This window comes from Paracoccus sp. SJTW-4 (genome assembly GCF_047716885.1).
Lineage (GTDB): Bacteria > Pseudomonadota > Alphaproteobacteria > Rhodobacterales > Rhodobacteraceae > Paracoccus > Paracoccus solventivorans.
On record NZ_CP136681.1, the window covers coordinates 1,533,650 to 1,554,307 of the forward strand.

Below are 20,658 nucleotides of genomic sequence, written 5' to 3' on the forward strand. Positions count from 1 at the left end.
ACCGCAGCGCGGCGGCGGCGTTGACCCGGCACAGCAGAAAGGGTTCAGGATGAAACTGGCCGCATTCCTTGCCGCCGCCTCGGTGGCGCTGAGCCTGCCGGGCATCGCCGCGGCCGACCGTCCCGATCACGCCGGCAAGCGCACGCCGGCCTATGTGATGCGCGACGGGGGCGAGCGCGTGGTGCGCCACGACCGCCGGGACCGCGACGAGGACCGCCGCCCTCACCGCCGCCACGACGACCGCGACGACCGCGACGACCGCGACGACCGGCGGCACGACCACCGCCACGACAAGCGTGACGACGACTGGCGGCGCACCCCGGCGGCGGTGGCGCATTGCCCGCCGGGGCTGGCGAAGAAATCCCCTTCCTGCATCCCGCCCGGGCAGGCAAAGCGGCTGCGGGTCGGCAGCGTGCTGGACTGGAACCGCGCCCATCTGGTGCGGCGGCCGGGGCTTTACGGGCTGGCCGGCGCGCCCGACGGGCAGCGCTATGCGATCGTGGACGGGCAGCTGGTGCGGGTGGATGCCGGCACCGCCAAGGTGCTGGCGGTGATCCGCGCGGTCGAGGCGATCCTCGACTGACCCGCTGCGGGCAGGCTGGCGCTAGCCCGGCCGCCCGGCCGCCAGCAGCGCCTCGGCCGCCGCCCGCGCGGCCGGGGTGATCTCTTCCCCCGCCAGCATCCGGGCGAGCTCCTCGATCCGCTCATCCGCATCCAGCGCGGTCACGCGCGAGGTGGTCATCCCGTCCGCCACCGATTTGGCGACGCGGAAATGCTGCTGGCCCAGCGCCGCGACCTGCGGCGAATGGGTGACGACCAGCACCTGCGCGCCCTCGGCCAGCCGCGCGAGCCGCCGGCCCACCGCATCCGCGGTGGCGCCACCGACGCCGCGGTCGATTTCGTCGAAGATCATCACCAGCGGCTCGCCCCCGCGCGCCAAGCAGACCTTGAGCGCCAGCAGGAACCGCGACAGCTCGCCGCCTGAGGCGATGCGGTCGAGCGGCCCGGCTGGCGCGCCGGGGTTGGTCGCGACGGTGAAACTGACCATATCGCGCCCCTCGGGGCCGGGCTCGCCGTCGCTGATGCGGGTCTGGAACACGGCACGCTCCATCTTCAGCGGCGCCAGCTCGGCCGCCATCGCGGCATCGAGCCGCTTGGCCGCCGCGCGCCGGGCTGCGCCCCGCGCGTCCGCCGCGGCGGCATAGGCGGCGTCAGCGTCGGCCACGGCGCGCTGCAGGTCGCCCAGCCGCGCCTCGCCCGCGTCCAGCGCCGACAGCCGCGCCGACAGCTCGCCGGCCAGCGTGGCCAGATCGTCGGGCAGCACGTCGTGCTTGCGGGCCAGCGCGCGCAGGGCGAACAGCCGCTCCTCGGTCGCCTCCAGCGTGGCGGGATCGAACTCCATGCCGGCCAGCGCATCCTCGATGGCACGCGTGGCCTCGCCCAGCTCGATCGAGGCGCGCGACAGCGCCGCCAGCGGCTCGTCCAGTCCCTCAGCGGACTTGTCCGCGGCACCTTCCAACCAGCGCGCGGCCTCGACGATCAGCCCCTCGGCGCCGGGCTGCGCGGGCTCTCCGGCCAGCATCTGCAGGGCGCGGGCGACGTCGCCGCGCACCCGCTCGGCCGCCTGCATCCCGCGCCGCGCGATGTCGAGGGTTTCTTCCTCGCCGGGCTGCGGGTCCAGCTTTTCCAGCTCGGCCACGGCGTGGCGCAGGAAATCTTCCTCCTTGCGGGCGGCCTCGAGCGCGGCCTCGGCCTCGGCCAGTGCCGCCGCGGCCTGCCGGCGCTGGTTCCAGGCGGCGCGCACCGGGGCAAGGTCCAGCCCGCCGAAAGCGTCCAGCAACTGCCGGTGCCCGCGCGGGTTCAGCAGCCCGCGGTCGTCGTGCTGGCCGTGCAGTTCCACCAGCGCATCCGACAGCGCCCGCAGCACCTCGCCCGAGACGCGGCGGTCATTGACCCAGCCGGTCTTGCGGCCATCGGCGGCGTTCACGCGGCGCAGGATCAGCTCATCCCCGGCCTCGATCCCGGCGTCAGCCAGAACGGCGCGGGCGGGATGGTCGGCGGGCAGGTCGAACACCGCCGTGACCTCGCCCTGCGCGGCGCCGGCGCGGACCAGCTCGGCCCGGCCGCGCCAGCCCAGCACGAAACCCAGGCAGTCCAGCAGAATCGACTTGCCGGCGCCGGTTTCCCCGGTCAGCACGTTCAGCCCCGGCGCGAAATCCAGCGACAGCCGCTCGATCAGCAGCATGTCGCGTATGTCCAGCGTGCGAAGCATCCGCCCCCTCGCGCCCGTCAGGCCCGGCCCGCGGCTACAGCCACTTGCCCTGGATGACCTGCCGATAGACCTGCGTCAGCCAGCTGTCGCCCTTGGGCGCCGCCTCCAGCCCGCGCCCGCGCAGTTGCGCATAGGCGTCCTGGTAGAACGGCGAGGACCGGAAGTTGTGGCCCAGGATCGCCCCGGCGGTCTGCGCCTCGTCGGTCAGCCCCAGCGCCAGATAGGCCTCGGTCAGCCGCATCAGCGCCTCGGGGGTGTGGGTGGTGGTCTGGAACTCCTCCACCACGACGCGGAAACGGTTGATCGCGGCGGTGTAATGGCCGCGCTTGAGGTAGTAGCGCCCGATCTCCATCTCCTTCGCCGCCAGGTGGTCGAAGGCGAGGTCGAACTTGAGCACCGACGAGCGGGCGTATTCGGTGTCCGGGTATTGCTCGATCACCTCGCGCAGCCCCTGCAGCGCCTGAAAGGTCAGCCCTTGGTCGCGGCCGATGTCGTCGATCTGGTCGTAATAGGACAGGGCGAGCAGGTATTTGGCATAGGCCGCATCCTCGTCGCCGGGATAGTTGTCGATGAAACGCTGCGCGGCGCCCCGCGCCTCTTCGTACTGGCGGGCGCGGTGGTGGGAATAGGCCTGCATGATCAGCGCGCGCTTGGCCCATTCGGAATAGGGGTAAAGCCGCTCGACCTCGCTGAAATAATGCACCGCGTCCTTGGGCTTGCGCTCGTTTTCCAGCGCGTATTCGCCGCGCTTGTAGATCTCTTCGGCGGTGAAATTGTCCAGCGCCTCGCCCTTGCTGGCCGGGGTGTTGCCCCCGCCGCAGGCCGCAAGCGAAAGGGACACCGCGACTGCCATGAGCACGAGGCGCGTCTTGCTGAATGCCATGTTCGTTCTGTCCGTCCCGTCGAGATGCGGCCCTGTCGCCGGCGCGAAACCGGGGACAGGCCCTCGTATCACACAACATGGGGGCGCGCAAAAGGGCAAGTCGCAGAGAATGGCGCGCGCCGGCAGCGGTCCGGCGCGCGGCCGGAGCCGCGGTTTCAGGCGACCGCGCGGGCGCGCGCGGCGGATTTGGCGGCGGTGGCGGGCGCGGTGTCAGCGGCCGGCGGGCACAGCCCGAGCACGCCGGCGCCCAGCATCCGCTGCTGCGCCTCGGGCGACAGCTCGGTCCATTCCCAGGCGCCCTCGGTCGCGAACAGCGTGCGCAGCAGGCGGTTGGTCATCGCGTGGCCGGCGCGGTTGCCGGTATAGCGCGCCAGCAGCGGCGCGCCCGCCAGCGCCAGATCGCCCACCGCATCCAGCATCTTGTGGCGCACGGGCTCGTCGCGATGGCGCAGCCCGCCGGGCGACAGCACCCGCTCGCCATCCACCACCACGGCGTTGAAATAGGTGCCGCCCAGCGCCAGCCCGCTGGCCTGCATCGAATCGACATCGGCCTGCCGGCAGAAGGTGCGCGAATCCATCAGCTCGCGGACAAAGGCGCCGTTCGCCAGCTCCAGCCGCTTTTCCTGATGGCCGATGGCGGCGTCGGCAAAGTCGATCACGAACTCCATCTGCAGGCGGTCGGCGGGCGACAGCCGCGCGAAGCCGGCACCCTGATGCACCTCGACCGGGCGCAGCACGCGGATCGCGCGCAGCGGCTCGGGCGTGCAGCGCAGCCCGGCCTGCAGGATCCCCTGCACGAAAGGCGCGGAGGAGCCGTCGAGGATCGGAACCTCGGGACCGTCGATGTCGATCAGCGCATTATGCACGCCAGTGCCGGCCAGCGCGGCCATGACGTGTTCGACGGTCGAGACGCTGGCGCCGTCCTTGCCGCGCAGCAGGGTGCACAGCGCCGACGGCTCGACGTGATCCCACAGCGCCGGAATGCGCACGCCTTCACCCTCGCCCAGGTCGGTGCGGCGGAACACGATGCCATGCCCGGCCGGGGCCGGGTGGATCACCAGCCGCGCGGGTTTCCCCGAGTGGAGTCCGACGCCCGTGAACCGGGCCGAGGTGGCAAGAGTGGCCTGCATGGTATTCGTCCATTCCTTCAACGGGAACAGCGGTCTGCATCCCGATGACCCTCAGTTAGGCACCCGCCCCCGGACCCTCAATTAACGATTTGTGACTCATTGAAACATCCGCCGGGGGGCTGGCGAGGATGTGGAAGTTTTTAGCCATAAGGTGTTGGCCTGAAAAGAAAAGAGGCCGCGGTTGCGGCCCCTTTGCGTCGTGATCGCCGTCACGCGGACGTGACGGCAGATGGCAGCCCTCAGTTCGCCTGCCGGCGCAGGAAGGCGGGGATTTCCACGTTGTCCTGCGCCGCGTCGGGCGAGGCGAGATCGTCGAAATCGGTCTCGGCCTGGCGGCGGGCCATGCGATCGCTGACGCGCTCGGCAATGGTTTCCGGGCGCGGCCGCTCGGCCTCGGCCGAGGCGCCGGCGACGCGGTTCAGCATCCGGCCCAGACCCGACATGCGGCCGTGCGCGGGCGGGGCCTCGGCGGGGGCCGCCGGGCGACGCGGGGCAGACAGCCCCTCGCGCGCGGGCTCGCGGTTGATCGCGCGCTCCAGCCGTTCGCGCACCGCTTGGGTGGGCTCGCCGCGCGGGGCCTGCGGGCGGGTCGGGGCGGTGAACTCGCTGGCCGGGTCGCTCAGCCGCTGGTCGATGCTGCGCGTGTCCAGCGCCGGGCGGGCGGGCTGACGCTCGGCCACCGGCTCGGGCGCGCGCTCGGCCGCAGGGCGATAGGCCGGGGCGGGCAGCTCTTCGGCCACCGGCGCCGGGCGCGCGGCCGGGCTTTCCATGACCGGGGTGCGGCGCGGCGGCACCGGCAGGTCCTCGGCCGGCGTGGCCTCGGGCGCGGGGGCGCGGCCCATGGTCGGGTTCTGGGTCAGCGGCTCTTTCATGCCGCGGCGCGGGGCCGGGGCTTCGGCCGCCACCGCCGAATCGATGCCGGTGGCCACGACCGAGACGCGCACCGCGCCTTCCATCTTGGGATCCAGCGTCGAGCCGACGATGATGTTGGCGTCAGGGTCGACCTTCTCGCGGATTTTCTCGGCCGCCTCGTCCATCTCGAACAGGGTCAGGTCGTCGCCGCCGGTGATGTTGATCAGCACGCCCTTGGCGCCGTGCAGGCTGATTTCGTCCAGCAGCGGGTTGGCGATGGCCTTTTCGGCGGCCTCGACGGCGCGGTTGTCGCCGGTGGCCTCGCCCGTGCCCATCATCGCCTTGCCCATCTCGTCCATCACCGCGCGCACGTCGGCAAAGTCGAGGTTGATCAGCCCCGGGCGCACCATCAGGTCGGTCACGCCCTTGACGCCCTGATACAGAACGTCGTCGGCCATGGCGAAGGCTTCGGTGAAGGTGGTCTTTTCGTTGGCGATGCGGAACAGGTTCTGGTTCGGGATGATGATCAGCGTGTCGACGACCTTCTGCAGCTCTTCGACGCCGGATTCGGCCTGCCGCATCCGCTTGGTGCCTTCGAACTGGAAGGGCTTGGTCACCACGCCGACGGTCAGGATCCCCATCTCGCGCGCAGCCTGCGCGATGATCGGAGCGGCGCCGGTGCCGGTGCCGCCGCCCATGCCGGCGGTGATGAAGCACATATGCGCGCCCATCAGGTGGTCGACGATATCCTCGATGGTTTCCTCGGCCGCCTGCGCGCCGATGGCGGGCTTGGCACCGGCCCCCAGCCCCTCGGTCACTTTCGGGCCCAGCTGGACGCGGCTTTCGGCGCGGCTCTGCGCCAGCGCCTGCGCGTCGGTGTTGGCGACGACAAAGGTCACGCCGTCCAGCTGCTTTTCGATCATGTTGTTGACGGCGTTGCCGCCCGCGCCGCCGACGCCAAAGACGGTGATCCGCGGGCGCAGTTCCTCGTCGTCGTTCATCATCAGGTTGAGATTCATCGCCGCCTGCCCTTTTCGTGTTGCCTGCCGGGTCGTGGGCGCCCGGTCGATTCCCCTGTGCTGCCTGCGCAGGGTAACAGATTCCGCCCGGTCGTCACTTCCGAATCAGCACATATCCACAAGATATGGGCCATCGAACGCGCCTTCTGGCGGTATGTCGCCGATCGCGCAAGCAGTGGTGGGCAGCTGCGCGAACATGTTCACCAGTTGTTGCGGAACCACCGATACGCGCGGCGCAGGCCCACCACCCCCGCCCGCTCGACCGGCATCTCGAAGTCCCACCATTCGTCCTGCGGGTTGGCCGCGTGCAGCGCCAGCCCGACCGTCGCCGCGTGGCAGGGGGCGGTGTGCTGCTGCGCCAGCCCGTGGATGCGCAGCGGCCGGCCGATGCGCACGTTCTGCCCCAGGATCCGCGCGGCCAGCACGTCCAGCCCGGGGATCTGGCTGGCGCCGCCGGTCAGCACCACCTGCCGCGAGGGCATCTGGTCGAAGCCCGCCACCTCGAGCACCTCGCGCACCCCGTCGAGGATCTCCTCGACCCGCGGGCGCATGATCCCGATCAGGTCGGCGCGGCTGACGGTGCGGCGCTCGCCGTCCCAGTGCTCGTCGCGCTGCTCGGGGGTGACGTCGATCATCTCGCGGTCGTCGCGACTGGTCGCCTCCAGCCCGCCGTGCCGGGTCTTGAGCCATTCGGCGGTCGCCAGCGGCACCCTCAGCCCGGCACTGATGTCGCGGGTCACCAGATCGCCGCCCATCCGCACCGCGTCGGCGAACAGCATGTGTTTTTTCAGGAACAGCGACACCCCGGTGACGCCGCCGCCCATGTCGATACAGGCCGCGCCCAGTTCCTGTTCGTCCTCGACCAGCGCCGCCCGCCCCGCCGCATAGGCGGCCGAGCCGACGCCTGCCAGTTCAAGGTCGCAGCGCTGCACGCATTGCACCAGATTCGAGGCCGCGAACCCGTCGATGGTCAGCACATGCATGTCCACCGCCAGCCGGTCGCCGACGATGTCGCGCGGGTCCGACAGGCCGGATCGGGCATCGACCGCGAAATTGACCGGCTGCGCGTGCAGCACGTCGCGGTTGCGCCCGAAATCGGGCACCTCGCAGGCGGCCAGCACCGCGGCCACGTCCTCTTCCGTGACCTTGCCGGAGCGCAGCGCGATTTCCCCCGCCAGCCCGTAAGAGGCCGGGCGCGCCCCTGAAATCGTGGCGATGACATGATCGACGCGGACCCCGGCCTGCTTCTGCGCGCCCTGCACCGCGTGGCGCACGCAGCGCTCGGTCTCGGCCATGATCTCGATCTCGCCGTAGCGGACGCCGCGGGACTGGGTGGTGAACTGGCCGATCACCCGGAACGAGGATTGCCCGGCCATCGGCCCCACCCCGTCGGATTCGCGGAACTGCCCGGGGCCGTCGAATTGCAGGATGATGCAGGTCACCTTGGAGGTGCCGATGTCCAGCACCGCCAGCACCCCCCGCGCCATCGCGGCGCGGCGCGCCTGCCGCATCGCCCGCTGAGCTTCGTAAAGATCACGCATCGCCTGTCCCCTCGCCTGCCCGTTCCTGTCCCCTCAGCCGTCCCGGCGCCCTGCGCTGGCGGTGACGCCGGGCTTGGCGCCGCCTTCCTCCGGGTCGATCAGATTTCCCTCGGCGTCGATTTCCGGCAGCCCGGCGGCGCGGCGCAGGGTGTTCTGCGCGGTCAGCCCCATGCGCAGCACCGGCCGCGAGGGGTCGCGCAGATCGACCACCGTCACGTCGCGCGCCAGCAGCCCGTCGCGGGCATCCATCGCCAGCGCCTGCCGCAGCGCCGGCAGTGGGCGTTCCGTCGGCAGCATGATCCGCTGGCCGCGGTCCAGCACCAGGTCCCAGCGCCGCTCACCCACCCGCACCAGCCCGCGCAGCCGCGGCAGGATCGGCCCGGCCGCGTCGATCAGGGCCAGCGCCTCGGCGGTGTGGGGGGCCGCGCCCTCGCCCGCGATCAGCGGCAGGTCGCGGCGCACATCGCGCGAGGTGACCGAGGCGACGCGGTGGCCCTGCGCGTCCAGCAGGTCCAGCCCACGGGCGTGGCGCCACAGGATCGCGGGCTTACGCTCGACCACCACCGCCGACAGGATGCCGCCGGGGCGGATGCGGAACTCGACCTTCTCGATCGCGTCCAGCCGCTCGACCGCCTCGCGCAGGTCCCGCAGCTCGATGTCGAAGCTCGAGGCCGGCAGCGTCACCGGCAGCATGGCGCGCAGCGCCTTGTCCACCGCAGGCGACGCGCCCTCGATCTCCATGGTGCGGACCATGAAGGCCTCGCGCGACTGGATGTTGTCCACCAGCGCCGCCACGCCCCCGGTCAGGTTGGCGCGGCGGGTTTCGTCCGACAGCCACAGTCCGGCGATGGCCGCAACCAGCAGCAGCGGCAGCCCCACTCCGACCAAGCGCCGGTAAAGCGGCGTCAGCCACAGGCGGTTCAGCCGATAGGCCAGCCGCGACGGCCCCGGCTCGCGCCGCGCCGCACGGGCGGCGGGCTGCGGGCGCGCGCCCACACGGCGCGCAGGCGCCGGCGGGGCCGAGGCGCTGAAGGCGGCGGTCAGATGCTTCAGTCCCGACACAGCGCGTCCTCCACGATCCAGCGGCAGAGCTCGGGGAAGCTGATGCCCACATGCGCCGCCTGTTCCGGCGACAGCGAGGTCGGCGTCATCCCGGGCTGGGTATTGGTTTCCAGCAGCACCAGCCCGGCCGGCCCGCGCGCTTCGTCCCAGCGGAAATCGGTGCGCGACAGCCCGGCGCAGCCCAACGCCCGATGCGCGCGCAGCGCATGATCGAGGCAGGCGGCGGTGATCTCGGCCGGGATCTGGGCGGGGACCACGTGGCGCGAGCCGCCGGCGCTGTATTTCGCGGCATAATCATACCAGCCGTCGGTGACGATCTCGGTCACCGCCAGCGCCCTGTCGCCCATGACCGAAACGGTCAGCTCGCGCCCCGGGGCGTAGGATTCCACCATCACCTGCGCGGGCATGTCGTCCGAAAGCGCCGGCGGCGCATCGCCTTGATGCACGATATAGACGCCGACCGACGAGCCCTCGTCATTGGGCTTGACCACATAGGGCGGCGGCAGCACGTGGCGCGCGCGCACCTCGTCACGGGGCGCAATCACGCTGTCGACCACCGGCAGCCCGCATTCGCGATAGACCTGCTTGGCACGGGTCTTGTCCATGGCCAGCGCCGAGGACAGCACCCCCGAATGGGTATAGCGGTAGCCCAGCCATTCCAGCAGCCCCTGGACGCGCCCGTCTTCCCCCATCCGTCCGTGCAGGGCGTTGAACACGACATCGGGGCGCGCCTCGGCCAGCCGCGCCGGCAGCGACGCCGATTCGTCCCGGCCAAGAGCGATCTCGACCACCTGATACCCCGCCACCCGCAGCGCATCCGCGCATCCGCGCCCCGACGACAACGACACCTCGTGCTCTGCCGAGGGGCCGCCCATCAGGACCGCTACGGTGTGGGCTGTCCTGCTCGACCTGCCCGCCACATCTGCCTTTCGCCCGGTTGGCCGGGCTGTGTTCGTGGGCGTGTGTTCACGCCCTAGTTGCGGCACCTTTGCGGCGCCTTGCCGGGAATCATACGGGCAAAGCGGCGGGGCGTGAAGGGGGTTTCTGCGACGTCACCCGCAACCCTGCGGCGAAGCTGGTTACGGGTCCGGCAGCGGGTCGCCGATACGCACGACCTCCCACAACAGCTCATGGCCCGAGGTCTCGCGCACCCGGGCGCGCACCAGTTCGCCCAGCGATTCCAGATCGGCGGCGGTGGCGCTGCCGGTGTTGATCAGGAAATTGGGGTGTTTCTCGCTCATCTGCGCGCCGCCCATGCGGTGGCCGCGCAGCCCGGCCTCCTCGATCAGCTTCCAGGCCTTGAGCTCGTGGCTGTCGTCCTCGCGCCCGGTCGAGCTGAACCCGGCCGGGTTGCGGAAGGTCGATCCGGCGCTGCGGTCGCGGGTGGGCTGTGTGGCGTCGCGGCGAGCAAGCTGCTCTTCCATCCGCGCGGCCAGCGCCTGCGGGTCGCCCGAGCCGGCGCGGAAGACGGCGCGGGTCAGCACCCAGCCCGGCGGCAGGGTGGACGAGCGATAGCCCAGCTGCAGATCGGCCGCAGGCAGGGTGACGGCGCGGCCGTCGCGGGTGATGGCCTGAACCTCGATCAGATGGTCGGCGACATAGGTGCCATAGCAGCCCGCGTTCATGCGGACGGCGCCGCCGATGCTGCCGGGGATGGTGCGCAGGAAGGTCAGGTCCAGCCCGGCCTCGGCCGCGCGGCGCGCGACATGGGCGTCCAGCGCCGCGGCCCCGGCGATCACCCGGTCGCCGTCGCATTCGATGCTGTTGAAGCCCCGGCCCAGCCGGATCACCACCCCGCGGATGCCGCCGTCGCGCACGATCAGGTTCGAGCCCACGCCCATCGGGAACACCGGCACGGCCGGATCGAGTTCGCGCAGGAACAGCGCCAGATCGTCGGGATCGGCGGGCTGATACAACCAGTCCGCCGGGCCGCCCACCCGCAGCCAGGTCAGGTCGGCCAGCGGCCGGGATTGCGTCAGGGTGCCGCGCAGGTCGGAAATCGTGTTCATGGCCTGTCTTTTGCACGTATCGGCGGGTGCGGGCCAGATGGCACCGCCGTCGCCGGGGGTTTTCCACCCCCGGACCCCCGGAGGATATTTCCGACCGCCCGAAGCCCGACCCGCTCGCATGGCGGCTGTCAGCGGCGGCGGTTCGCCTCCCAGAAGCCGAAGACGGCCCCGAGGATCAGCGAGACCAGCCCGGGCACGATCACGAAAAAGATCATCCCGGCGCGGCGGATCTGCGAATCGCCGGTCAGCACCTCGCGGGTGACGATCCAGCCGGAAACGGCGATCACCGCGACCACCGCCAGTGCCGCCAGCAGCCCCGACAGCCCGAAGCGGCGGCCGGCAAGCCATGCGGCCAGCCCGGGAAGGGTGGCGGCCAGCGCCGCGATGAGTGCGTATTCCCCCGGCATCAGGCAGCCCTCGCGGTCAGCCGCTCGGGCAGCGCATTGGCCCAGACCGAGATCGTGCCCGCGCCAAGACAGACCACCATGTCGCCCGGCCGCGCCTGTTCGCGCACCAGCCGCTCCAGATCGCCCTCATCCATCACCGCGCGGGCGTGGCGGTGGCCGTGCGCGATCAGCCCGGCCACCAGATCGTCGCGTTCGGCGCCGGGGATCGGGTCCTCGCCCGCGCCGTAGACCTCGGCGATGGCGACCACGTCGGCCTCGTTGAAGCAGGTGCAGAAATCGTCGAAGAGCGAGGCGAGCCGCGAATAGCGGTGCGGCTGGTGAACGGCGATCACCCGGCCCTTGGTCGCCTGCCGCGCAGCTTTCAGCACGGCGGCGATTTCCACCGGGTGGTGGCCGTAATCATCAATGATGGTGATCCCGTTCACCTCGCCCACCTTGGTGAAGCGGCGCCCGACCCCGGCGAAACCTGCCAGCGCCTCGCGGATCTGGGCCTGTTTCATCCCTAGGTGCCGGGCCACGGCGATGGCGGCCAGCGCGTTCGAGACGTTGTGGTCGCCCGGCATCGGCAGGGTGCACCCCTCGATCACCGGAAACTCGCCGTCCTCGGCCCGCTCGCCCTGCAGCGCCACGTCGAAATGCGCAATGCCGTCCTCATACCGCAGGTTGATCGCGCGCACGTCGGCCTGCGCGTTGAAGCCGAAGGTGACGACGCGGCGGTCGGTGACGCGGCCGACCAGCCCCTGCACCTCGGGGTGGTCGGTGCAGCACACTGCCAGCCCATAGAAGGGGATGTTCGACACGAAATCGGTGAAGCCCCTGCGCAGCGCGTCGAAATTGCCCCAATGCTCCATATGCTCGGGGTCGATGTTGGTCACGATGGCGATATCGGCGGGCAGGCGGTTGAAGCTGCCGTCGGATTCGTCGGCCTCGACCACCATCCATTCGCCGGCGCCCGCGCGCGCGTTCGAGCCGTAAGCGTGGATCACGCCGCCGTTGATGACCGTCGGGTCCAGCCCGCCTGCATCCAGCAGCGTCGCCACCATGGTGGTGGTGGTGGTCTTGCCGTGGGTGCCGGCGATGGCGATGTTCGATTTCAGCCGCATCAGTTCGGCCAGCATCTCGGCCCGGCGCACCACCGGCAGGCCGCGGCGGCGGGCCTCTTCCAGCTCGGGGTTGCCCTTCTTGATGGCGGTCGAGATCACCACCACCTCGGCCTCGCCCAGATTCTCGGGGCGCTGGCCCTCGAACACGGTGGCGCCCAGCCGCGCCAGCCGGTCGGTGATCTTGGAACGTTTCGCGTCCGAGCCCTGCACACTGTAGCCCAGGGTCAGCAGCACCTCGGCGATGCCGGACATGCCGATGCCGCCGATGCCGACGAAATGGATCGGGCCGAGTTCGCCCGGAAGTTTGGTGGCTGCGTTCATGGGCTCAGTTCCGTCACAAGGTCATGCAGGCGGGCCGCCGCATCGGGGCGGCCCAGCGAAAGCGCGGCTTGGGCCATGGTGCGGGCGCGCTGGCCGTCCGTCAGGATCGCCCGCAGATCGCGCGCCAGGCTTTCGGTGTCCAGCACCGATTCCGGCAAAAGCACCGCTGCGCCGGATTCCGCCAATGCGCGGGCGTTGGCCGACTGATGATCCCCCGCAGCCGAGGGATAGGGGATGAGGATCGCGGGCCGCCCGATCACCGTCAGGTCGGCCAGCGACGAGGCGCCGGCGCGGCTGACCACCAGCTGCGCGCGCGCCATGCGTTCGGGGACGTCGGCAAAGAACGGCTGCACCTCGGCCGTGATGCCGGCATCGGCATAGGCGCGGGTGACGCGATCCGCATCCTCGGCCCGGGCCTGATGGCTGACCTGCAGCCGCGCGCGCAATTCCTGCGGCAGGGCAGCGACGGCGGCGGGGACGACATCGGACAGGCGGCGCGCGCCCTGGCTGCCGCCGATCACCAGCAGATGCAGCGGGCCGTCGCCCGGCGGCTCATAGGGCGCGGCGGCATGGTCCAGCACCGCCTGGCGTACGGGGTTGCCGACATGGGTGCCGCTGATCCCCTCGGGCAGTTCGGTGGGCCAGATGCCGCAGGCCACCCGGTTCACGCGGCGGGCAAAGATCCGGTTCACCCGCCCCATGATGCCGTTCTGTTCGTGGATCATCCGCGGCACCCCCAGCAGCGAGGCCGCGCCCAGCGCCGGGATCGAGGGATAGCCGCCGAACCCCACCACCACCGCGGGGCGGTCGCGGCGCATGGCCCGGACGGCCGACGCCAGCCCCTGCCCGATGCGGAAGGGTGCCGCAAGCTTGCCAAGCGCACCGCCCCGCGCCGGCGTGGCCGAACGCACGATCTCGCGCACCACCTGCGGCGGGAAACCGGATGCATAGCGGGCGCCGCGGTCGTCGGTGGACAGCTTGACGCGCCAGCCCTCGGCCAGCAGCCGCTCGGCCAGCGCCTGCGCGGGGAACATATGGCCGCCGGTGCCGCCGGCCGCGATCAGCGCCAGCCGCTCCCGCTGCGCCGGGTCGTGTGCAGCGCTCATCGTCCGGCCCGTCCCAGCACGTCGGACAGCACGCTTTGCGGGCGCGAGCGGGTCAGCGCCAGCAGCACCCCCAGCGTGATCCCCGAGGCGATCACCGACGAGCCGCCATAGCTGACGAAGGGCAGCGTCATCCCCTTGGCCGGCAGCAGCCGCACCGCCACGCCCATGTTGATCAGCGCCTGCACGCCAAAGGCGCAGGCCAGCCCCACCCCGGCAATGCGGGCAAAGGGATCGCGTTCGCCGACCAGCCGCAACAGCGAGCGCACCACGATCGCCCCGTAAAGCGCGATGATCGCCATCACCATGACAAAGCCGAACTCTTCGGCGGCGACGGCGATGATGAAATCGGTATGGGCGTCGGGCAGCGACCATTTCACCGTGCCCTCACCCACGCCAACGCCGAAGAAACCGCCTTCTTGAATGGCGTTGGTGGCATAGCCGATCTGGGTGCGGGGATCGACCTCGGCCGACAGGAAGCCGTTGATGCGGCGGGCAAAGTGCTCACTGTTGGCATAGGCGAACATGCCGCCGAGGCCCGCCAGCCCGATGGTGCCGGAAATCAGCACCACCGGCGCGCCGGCGACAAAGAACATCACCAGCCAGGCGAACAGCACCAGCGAGGCCTGGCCAAAGTCGGGCTGCATCGCCAGGAGCCCGATCACTACCGCAGCGACGAAAAAGGAATAGAGCCGCCCCGGCGGCCCACCCACCGCCTGCGACGAGGCCATGAACCAGGCACACAGCGCGATGAACCCGGGCTTGAGGAACTCGGACGGCTGCACCGAGGCGAAGCCAAGGCTGAGCCAGCGCGTCGCCCCCTTGCCGAAATCGGTGCCGATGACCGGCAGCGCCAGCACCGCCAGGAACGCGCCGGCGAACAGCAACACCCCCAGCCGGCGCACCATCTGCGGCGACAGCATGGAAATCACCAGCATCACCGCCAGCGCCACGCCGCCGAACACCGCCTGCCGGGTGACATAATAGAACGAAGGCAGGTTGTTGCGTTCCGCCAGCGGCACCGAGGCGGCGAGCCCCAGAAGCAGCCCCAGCGCGAACAGCGCCACCACGCAGCCCAGCGACCATTTGTCCACCGTGCGCCACCAGCGCGGAAGAATCGGATCGCCCACCCGCACGGGCGTGGCGCCAAAGACCATCTCGGTCATGGGTTCACCGCTGTCACTGCCTCTGCTCTGCGCCCGGTTTGGCCCGGGTCTGGGCGGCAGGATAGCGCGGATGGGCGGATGGCGCTAGGAATGATTGCGTGAGGCGCTGCCGTCCCACGCCGCGGTCTCGCAACGTCGCTGTCGCAGCGGGGGCCAGCCCCCGCACCCCCGGGATATTTTCACACCAAAGACGAGGCTGACCGCCGCTTGCTCTTCGGGCGGTCCCAAATATCCCGGGGGAGGCACGAAGTGCCGGGGGCAGCGCCCCCATCGCGGATCAGCCCGGCGTGTCTTCGCCCTTTGCCAACGCCTGCACCAGCGCGGTGAAATGCTCGCCGCGCTTCTCGAAGTTCGGGTATTGGTCGAAGCTGGCCGAGGCGGGAGCCAGCAGCACGGTGTCGCCCGGCTCGGCCTCGGCGCTGGCGCGGGCGACGGCTTCCTCCATCGTGCCGACGACCTCGTGCGGGGTGTCGGACAGCTGCAGGGCAAAGTCGCGGGCCGAGTGGCCGATCAGATAGGCCTTGCGGATGCGCGGGAACAGCGGGGCAAGCGCAGCGATGCCGCCCTCTTTCCCCATGCCGCCGGCGATCCAGCGGATATTCTCGAACGCCCCCAGCGCCTTTTGCGCCGAATCGAGGTTGGTCGCCTTGGAATCGTTGACCCAGCGCACGCCGCCGATCTCGGCCACGGTCTGGCTGCGATGCGGCAACCCGGCGAAACTGTGGAACGCGGCCTCGATGTCGCGCGGGGCCAGCCCGACGCTGCGGCAGGCGGCCCAGGCGGCGCAGGCGTTCTGGTGGTTATGCGCCCCCGGCAGGCCAGTGATGCCGCGCAGGTCGACCGAGGCGATCTGCCGCCCCTTGCGCCATTCCGCCAGGAACCCCTTGCGGGAAGAGACCGACCAGCCGAACCCATCCAGCTTCTGCTCGACCGAGATACGGATCACCCGGTCGTCCTGCGGCGACTGCCCCATCTGGTTGGCCAGATAGCGGCCCTCGTCCTCGTCCACGCCGATGATGCAGCGGTCGGGGCCGCCCTCGGCGAACAGCCGGCGCTTGGCGGCGAAATAGCCGCCCATGCCGGAATGGCGGTCCATGTGGTCGGGCGACAGGTTGGTGAACACGGCCACGTCCGGGGTCAGCGCCCGGGCAAGATCGGTCTGGTACGAGGACAGTTCCAGCACCAGCACCTCGGCATCGACGGGCGGGTCCAGCGCCAGCACCCCGGTGCCGATATTGCCGCCCATCTGGGTCGGACGGCCCGCCGATTGCAGGATATGGTGGATCAGCGCCGTGGTGGTGGATTTCCCGTTCGAGCCGGTGACGCAGATCACCCGCGGGGGCGTGTCGAACGCCGCCCAGTCGGCCGCGCCGAAGCTGCGGAAGAACAGGCCGATGTCGTTGTCGACCGGCACCCCGCGGCGCAGCGCCTGCGCGATGGCCGGGTGCGGCTGCGGATAAAGATGCGGGATCCCGGGCGAGGTGATCAGCGCATCCACCGGATCGCGCCAGCCCGCGTCGCGGGTCAGGTCGGCCAGCGCCAGCCCCTGGGCCTCGGCCTGGGCGCGGGTCTCGGCGCTGTCGTCCCAGGCGATGACGCGGGCGCCCCCTTCGCGCAGCGCCGCGGCGGTGGCGCGACCCGAGCGGCCGAGGCCGAGAACGGCGATGGTCTGGTTGGCAACGCCCTGGACGGGGATCATCGGTTGGGTCCTTGCGGGTTGGGATGGACCGGGGCCAGCCCCCGGGCCACTACCGTGGCCTTGTTCGCTGAAGACAATCAGCTGGATTGTTTTCCAGGCGCTCGCAAGCCCGGGATATTTGAGGACAGAAGATCAGCGCAGCTTCAGCGTGGAAAGCCCGATCAGCGCCAGGATCACCGCGATGATCCAGAAGCGGATGACGATCTGCGGTTCGGCCCAGCCCTTTTTCTCGAAATGGTGGTGGATCGGGGCCATCAGGAACACGCGCCGGCCGGTGCGCTTGAAATAGGCGACCTGGATGATCACCGACAGCGCCTCGACCACGAACAGCCCGCCGACGATGGCCAGCACGATTTCATGCTTGATGCAGACCGCGATGGCGCCCAGCGCGCCGCCAAGGGCAAGGCTGCCGGTGTCGCCCATGAACACCGCCGCCGGGGGGGCGTTGTACCACAGGAACCCCAGCCCGCCCCCGATCAGCGCGGCGACGAAGACCGCGATCTCGCCCGTGCCGGGGACGAAATGCACGCCCAGGTAGTTGGCGAAATTGGCGTGGCCGACCAGATAGGCAATGATGCCGAAGGTTGCAGCGGCAACCATCACCGGGCCGATGGCCAGCCCGTCCAGCCCGTCGGTCAGGTTCACCGCATTGGCGGCGCCGACGATGACGATCATTGCGAAGGGGACATAGAAGATTCCGAGGTTGATCAGCACGTTCTTGAGGAACGGCAGCGCCAGCTGCCCCGACAGCGCCGGCGTCTGCAGCCACATCACCGCCAGCCCCGCCAGCGCGCCGACCAAGAGCCCCAGCCCCATGCGGATGCGCCCCGACACGCCGTCGTGGTGGTGCTTGGTCACCTTGGCGAAATCGTCGGCAAAGCCGATGGCGGCGAATGCGGCCGTCACCAGCAGCACGATCCAGACATAGGCATTGTCCAGCCGCGCCCAGAGCAGGGTCGAGATGAACAGCGCCGACAGGATCAGGATGCCGCCCATGGTCGGCGTGCCCGCCTTGGCGAAATGGTCGGGGCCGATCTCGCGCAACGGCTGGCCCTTTTTCTGCTTGACCCGCAGCCAGTCGATGATCGGCCGCCCGAAGACGAAGCCGAACAGCAGCGCGGTAAAGAACGCCGCTCCGGATCGGAAGGTGATATAGCGAAACAGGTTGAACAGGCCGCCATCGTCGGACAGGTCCGCCAGCCAATACAGCATGATTTTCAGCCCTCGTTACTTGTTGGCGGCGTCTGGCGCGCCTTGCGGATCGCGTCAACCACGCTGGCGACGCGCGAGCCCTTGGAGCCTTTCACGAACACGACATCGCCGTCCTGCACCAGCTCGGCCGCGCGGGCGCAAAGCTCGGCGGCATCCTCGGCCCAGAGCCCGCGGCGGGTTTCCGGCAGCGCCTTGAACAGATGACGCATTCTTGGGCCGCAGGCATGGACCAGCGCAACCTGTTGCATCTGCGGGAAATCCGCGACGGCGCGGTGCAGGGCGAACTCGTCCTCGCCCAGTTCCAGCATGTCGCCAAGGATCGCGACCCGCCGGCCCGCGGGCATTGCGGCCAGCGTCGCCAGCCCGGCGGCAAGGCTGGTCGGGTTCGCGTTATAGCTGTCGTCGATCAGCGTGATCCCGCCGATCTGTTCGACCCCACCGCGGCCCTTGTAGGGGCGCCAATCGGACAGGCCGCGCGCCGCAGCGGCAGGGTCGGCGCCCAGCGCGGCGACGGCGGCCAGCACGCCGACCGCGTTGCCGGTGAAATGCGCGCCGGTGGTGGCGAGGGTGAAATCGACCGCCCTGCCCCCGATCTGCGCGCGGACGCTGGTCCTTCCGTCCTCGACCTGCGCCGACAGGGTTCGCGCCTCGGCATCAGCGCCGAAGCTGGTGATGGCGGCACCGGCCGCCTGCGCGGCGGCGAGCAAGATCGGGGTGACATCCAGCCCCTGCGGGATGATGGCGTGGCCGCCGGGCTCCAGCCCCTGAAAGATCGAGGCTTTTTCCGCGGCGATGCCGTCAAGCGAGCCGAAGGCCTCCATATGCGCGGGGGCGACGGTGGTGATCATCGCGACATGCGGGCGGGCCATGCGCGACAGGGGCGCGATCTCGCCCGGGTGGTTCATGCCCAGTTCAAGGATGGCGAAATCCGTATCCGCCGGCATCCGCGCCAGGGTCAGCGGCACGCCCCAGTGGTTGTTGAGGCTCGCCTCGGCGGCGTGGACCCGGCCCAGCGGCGCCAGCGCCGCGGCGGCCATGTCCTTGGTCGAGGTCTTGCCGACCGAGCCGGTGATCGCCAGCACCCGCGCGCGGGTCCGGGCGCGGGCGGCGCGGCCCAGCGCTTCCAGCGCGGGCACCACGTCAGGGACCAGCAGCAGCGGCGCGTCGGGGGAAATGCCGTCGGGGATGCGGCTGACCAGCGCGGCGGCGGCACCGTTTTCCAGCGCCTGCGCCACGAAATCATGGCCGTCGCGCGCATCCTTCAGCGCCACGAACAGATCGCCCGGCCGCAGGGTGCGGGTGTCGATGGAGATGCCCTCGGCCGCCCAGTCGGCGGTCGCGCGCCCGCCGGTGGCCGTGGCGGCGTCCTGTGCGGTCCACAGCGTCATATCATGCCATCCAGCGCGGCCACGGCCACCGAGGCCTGTTCCGCATCGTCAAAGGGAAACACGTCCGAGCCGATGATCTGCCCGGTCTCATGGCCCTTGCCGGCGATCAGCAGCGCGTCGCCGGGTTCCAGCACATCGACGGCGCGCAGGATCGCCTCGGCCCGGTCGCCGACCTCGGTCGCCTCGGGGCCGGCGCCTTCCAGCACCGCGGCACGGATGGCGGCGGGATCCTCGGTCCTTGGGTTGTCGTCGGTGACATAGACCACATCGGCGTATTCGCGCGCGGCGGCGCCCATCAGCGGGCGCTTGGCGCGGTCGCGGTCGCCGCCGGCGCCGATCACCGCCACGATGCGGCCCATCACATGCGGGCGCAGCGATTGCAGCGCCGCGATCACCGCGCCGGGCTTGTGGGCGTAGTCGACAAACACCGCGGCGCCGTTGGCGCGGCGGGCGGCCAACTGCATCCGGCCGCGCACGGTTTCCAGCCCCGGCAGCGCCGCAAAGACGCGATCCGGGTCGGCGCCGGTCGCCATGCACAGCCCGGCGGCACTCAGCACGTTTTCCGCCTGGAAGCCGCCGATCAGCTCCAGCCGGACCAGATGCGTGCGGCCATGGGCGGAGAACCGCAGCTCTTGCCCGGTGGCGTCGTAGCGCTGGCCGAGGATGCGCAGGTCGCAGCCCTCACCGCGGCCATAGGTGGTCACCGCCAGCCCGCGGGCGCGCGCGATCCCCGCCGCCTGCCGGCCGCGCTCGTCGTCGGTGCAGATCACCGCCGCGGCGCCGGGTTCGAGGATATGGTCGAACAGCAGCGCCTTGGCGGCGAAATAACTGTCGAAATCCTGGTGATAATCCAGATGGTCCTGGCTGAAGTTGGTGAACGCGCCCGCCGCCACCCGCACCCCGTCCAGCCGCCGCTGGTCGAGCCCGTGGCTCGACGCCTCCATCGCGGCATGGGTGACGCCGGCGGAAGCGGCCTCGGACAGCACCCGGTGCAGGGTGATCGGCTCGGGCGTGGTATGGGCAAGGCGCGCGGAATAATCGCCCTCGACCCCCATGGTGCCCAGGCTGATCGCGCGCAGCCCCAGCGCCTGCCAGATCTGGCGGGTGAAGTTGGTGACCGAGGTCTTGCCCGAGGTGCCCGTCACCGCCACCACGGTCTCGGGCTGCGCCTCGAACCACAGCGCCGCGGCCCCGGCCAGCGCAGCGCGCGGGTCTTCGGCCACCACCAGCGCCGCCGGGCTGTCCGCAAGCACGTCCGCCGCCATTGCCGCGCCCTGCCGGTCGCTCAGCACCGCCGCCGCGCCCTGGCGCAGCGCATAGCGGATGAACTCGGCCCCGTGGACGGCCGAGCCGGGCAGCGCCGCGAACAGATATCCGTCGCGCACCTGCCGCGAATCGACGGCAAGGCCGGTGATCTGCGGGTCGCGCCCGTCCGCTGCCCTCAGCCCCAGCAGGGACAGTTTCTTTCCGGTTTTATCCGCCATCAACCTC

At 70.7% G+C, this 20,658-nt stretch carries 17 protein-coding genes; 1 reads left to right on the forward strand and 16 read right to left on the reverse strand.

What is annotated here, in order from left to right; translation table 11 throughout:
- The first annotated feature begins 49 nt into the window (after positions 1-49).
- Positions 50-583: a hypothetical protein gene (locus RSP45_RS07560; RefSeq protein ID WP_415393857.1), complete on the forward strand. Its 534-nt coding sequence runs from the start codon at positions 50-52 to the stop codon at positions 581-583.
- Between the two features lie 21 nt (positions 584-604).
- On the opposite strand, the gene recN is transcribed toward RSP45_RS07560, so the two are convergent.
- The 16 genes from recN to RSP45_RS07640 form a co-directional block, all read right to left on the reverse strand.
- Complete coding sequence (recN, locus tag RSP45_RS07565) at positions 605-2,272, reverse strand: DNA repair protein RecN (RefSeq protein ID WP_415393858.1); 1,668 nt, start codon at positions 2,270-2,272, stop codon at positions 605-607.
- Between the two features lie 34 nt (positions 2,273-2,306).
- The gene (locus RSP45_RS07570; RefSeq protein WP_303729150.1) at positions 2,307-3,155 is read right to left on the reverse strand and encodes an outer membrane protein assembly factor BamD; all 849 of its coding nucleotides are present in this window, start codon (positions 3,153-3,155) and stop codon (positions 2,307-2,309) included.
- Between the two features lie 155 nt (positions 3,156-3,310).
- Positions 3,311-4,285, reverse strand: coding sequence for a UDP-3-O-acyl-N-acetylglucosamine deacetylase (gene lpxC, locus RSP45_RS07575; RefSeq protein WP_073061079.1), 975 nt, complete (start codon positions 4,283-4,285; stop codon positions 3,311-3,313).
- A 239-nt stretch (positions 4,286-4,524) separates the two neighbouring features.
- Positions 4,525-6,156 (reverse strand): cell division protein FtsZ, encoded by a 1,632-nt coding sequence (gene ftsZ / locus RSP45_RS07580; protein ID WP_415393859.1) that lies wholly within the window; start codon positions 6,154-6,156, stop codon positions 4,525-4,527.
- A 200-nt stretch (positions 6,157-6,356) separates the two neighbouring features.
- Positions 6,357-7,697, reverse strand: coding sequence for a cell division protein FtsA (gene ftsA / locus RSP45_RS07585; protein WP_415393860.1), 1,341 nt, complete (start codon positions 7,695-7,697; stop codon positions 6,357-6,359).
- Positions 7,698-7,730: 33 nt separating this feature from the next.
- Entirely contained in the window at positions 7,731-8,759 is a 1,029-nt protein-coding gene (locus tag RSP45_RS07590; protein ID WP_415393861.1) for a cell division protein FtsQ/DivIB, read from the reverse strand.
- Positions 8,747-9,679: a D-alanine--D-alanine ligase gene (locus RSP45_RS07595; protein ID WP_415393862.1), complete on the reverse strand. Its 933-nt coding sequence runs from the start codon at positions 9,677-9,679 to the stop codon at positions 8,747-8,749. Before RSP45_RS07595 ends, RSP45_RS07590 begins: the two co-directional genes overlap by 13 nt.
- Positions 9,680-9,838: 159 nt before the next feature.
- The gene (gene murB, locus RSP45_RS07600; RefSeq protein ID WP_415393863.1) at positions 9,839-10,768 is read right to left on the reverse strand and encodes a UDP-N-acetylmuramate dehydrogenase; all 930 of its coding nucleotides are present in this window, start codon (positions 10,766-10,768) and stop codon (positions 9,839-9,841) included.
- Between the two features lie 128 nt (positions 10,769-10,896).
- A complete protein-coding gene (locus RSP45_RS07605; protein ID WP_415393864.1) occupies positions 10,897-11,175 on the reverse strand; it encodes a hypothetical protein in 279 nt (92 codons plus the stop codon).
- Entirely contained in the window at positions 11,175-12,599 is a 1,425-nt protein-coding gene (gene murC / locus RSP45_RS07610; RefSeq protein WP_415393865.1) for a UDP-N-acetylmuramate--L-alanine ligase, read from the reverse strand. The genes RSP45_RS07605 and murC overlap by 1 nt, the downstream gene beginning before the upstream one ends.
- Positions 12,596-13,705 carry an undecaprenyldiphospho-muramoylpentapeptide beta-N-acetylglucosaminyltransferase gene (gene murG, locus RSP45_RS07615; RefSeq protein ID WP_415393866.1) on the reverse strand — a complete coding sequence of 370 codons (1,110 nt, stop codon included), beginning with the start codon at positions 13,703-13,705 and terminating at the stop codon, positions 12,596-12,598. Before murG ends, murC begins: the two co-directional genes overlap by 4 nt.
- Positions 13,702-14,868: a putative peptidoglycan glycosyltransferase FtsW gene (locus RSP45_RS07620; protein ID WP_073061164.1), complete on the reverse strand. Its 1,167-nt coding sequence runs from the start codon at positions 14,866-14,868 to the stop codon at positions 13,702-13,704. The genes murG and RSP45_RS07620 overlap by 4 nt, the downstream gene beginning before the upstream one ends.
- Positions 14,869-15,145: 277 nt before the next feature.
- Positions 15,146-16,567, reverse strand: a complete 1,422-nt coding sequence (gene murD / locus RSP45_RS07625; protein ID WP_415393867.1) for a UDP-N-acetylmuramoyl-L-alanine--D-glutamate ligase — start codon at positions 16,565-16,567, stop codon at positions 15,146-15,148.
- Positions 16,568-16,699: 132 nt separating this feature from the next.
- The gene (gene mraY, locus RSP45_RS07630) at positions 16,700-17,779 is read right to left on the reverse strand and encodes a phospho-N-acetylmuramoyl-pentapeptide-transferase (protein ID WP_073061171.1); all 1,080 of its coding nucleotides are present in this window, start codon (positions 17,777-17,779) and stop codon (positions 16,700-16,702) included.
- A 5-nt stretch (positions 17,780-17,784) separates the two neighbouring features.
- Positions 17,785-19,167 carry a UDP-N-acetylmuramoyl-tripeptide--D-alanyl-D-alanine ligase gene (locus tag RSP45_RS07635; protein WP_415393868.1) on the reverse strand — a complete coding sequence of 461 codons (1,383 nt, stop codon included), beginning with the start codon at positions 19,165-19,167 and terminating at the stop codon, positions 17,785-17,787.
- The gene (locus tag RSP45_RS07640) at positions 19,164-20,651 is read right to left on the reverse strand and encodes a UDP-N-acetylmuramoyl-L-alanyl-D-glutamate--2,6-diaminopimelate ligase (RefSeq protein ID WP_415393869.1); all 1,488 of its coding nucleotides are present in this window, start codon (positions 20,649-20,651) and stop codon (positions 19,164-19,166) included. Before RSP45_RS07640 ends, RSP45_RS07635 begins: the two co-directional genes overlap by 4 nt.
- Positions 20,652-20,658 lie beyond the last annotated feature (7 nt).

Bases quoted from the DNA above. Each gene is read 5' to 3' on its own strand.
- RSP45_RS07560 (WP_415393857.1), top strand. From the start codon at position 50: ATGAAACTGGCCGCATTCCTTGCCGCCGCCTCGGTGGCGCTGAGCCTG.
- recN (WP_415393858.1), bottom strand. From the start codon at position 2,272: ATGCTTCGCACGCTGGACATACGCGACATGCTGCTGATCGAGCGGCTG.
- RSP45_RS07570 (WP_303729150.1), bottom strand. From the start codon at position 3,155: ATGGCATTCAGCAAGACGCGCCTCGTGCTCATGGCAGTCGCGGTGTCC.
- lpxC (WP_073061079.1), bottom strand. From the start codon at position 4,285: ATGCAGGCCACTCTTGCCACCTCGGCCCGGTTCACGGGCGTCGGACTC.
- ftsZ (WP_415393859.1), bottom strand. From the start codon at position 6,156: ATGAATCTCAACCTGATGATGAACGACGACGAGGAACTGCGCCCGCGG.
- ftsA (WP_415393860.1), bottom strand. From the start codon at position 7,697: ATGCGTGATCTTTACGAAGCTCAGCGGGCGATGCGGCAGGCGCGCCGC.
- murB (WP_415393863.1), bottom strand. From the start codon at position 10,768: ATGAACACGATTTCCGACCTGCGCGGCACCCTGACGCAATCCCGGCCG.
- RSP45_RS07605 (WP_415393864.1), bottom strand. From the start codon at position 11,175: ATGCCGGGGGAATACGCACTCATCGCGGCGCTGGCCGCCACCCTTCCC.
- murC (WP_415393865.1), bottom strand. From the start codon at position 12,599: ATGAACGCAGCCACCAAACTTCCGGGCGAACTCGGCCCGATCCATTTC.
- murG (WP_415393866.1), bottom strand. From the start codon at position 13,705: ATGAGCGCTGCACACGACCCGGCGCAGCGGGAGCGGCTGGCGCTGATC.
- RSP45_RS07620 (WP_073061164.1), bottom strand. From the start codon at position 14,868: ATGACCGAGATGGTCTTTGGCGCCACGCCCGTGCGGGTGGGCGATCCG.
- murD (WP_415393867.1), bottom strand. From the start codon at position 16,567: ATGATCCCCGTCCAGGGCGTTGCCAACCAGACCATCGCCGTTCTCGGC.
- mraY (WP_073061171.1), bottom strand. From the start codon at position 17,779: ATGCTGTATTGGCTGGCGGACCTGTCCGACGATGGCGGCCTGTTCAAC.
- RSP45_RS07635 (WP_415393868.1), bottom strand. From the start codon at position 19,167: ATGACGCTGTGGACCGCACAGGACGCCGCCACGGCCACCGGCGGGCGC.
- RSP45_RS07640 (WP_415393869.1), bottom strand. From the start codon at position 20,651: ATGGCGGATAAAACCGGAAAGAAACTGTCCCTGCTGGGGCTGAGGGCA.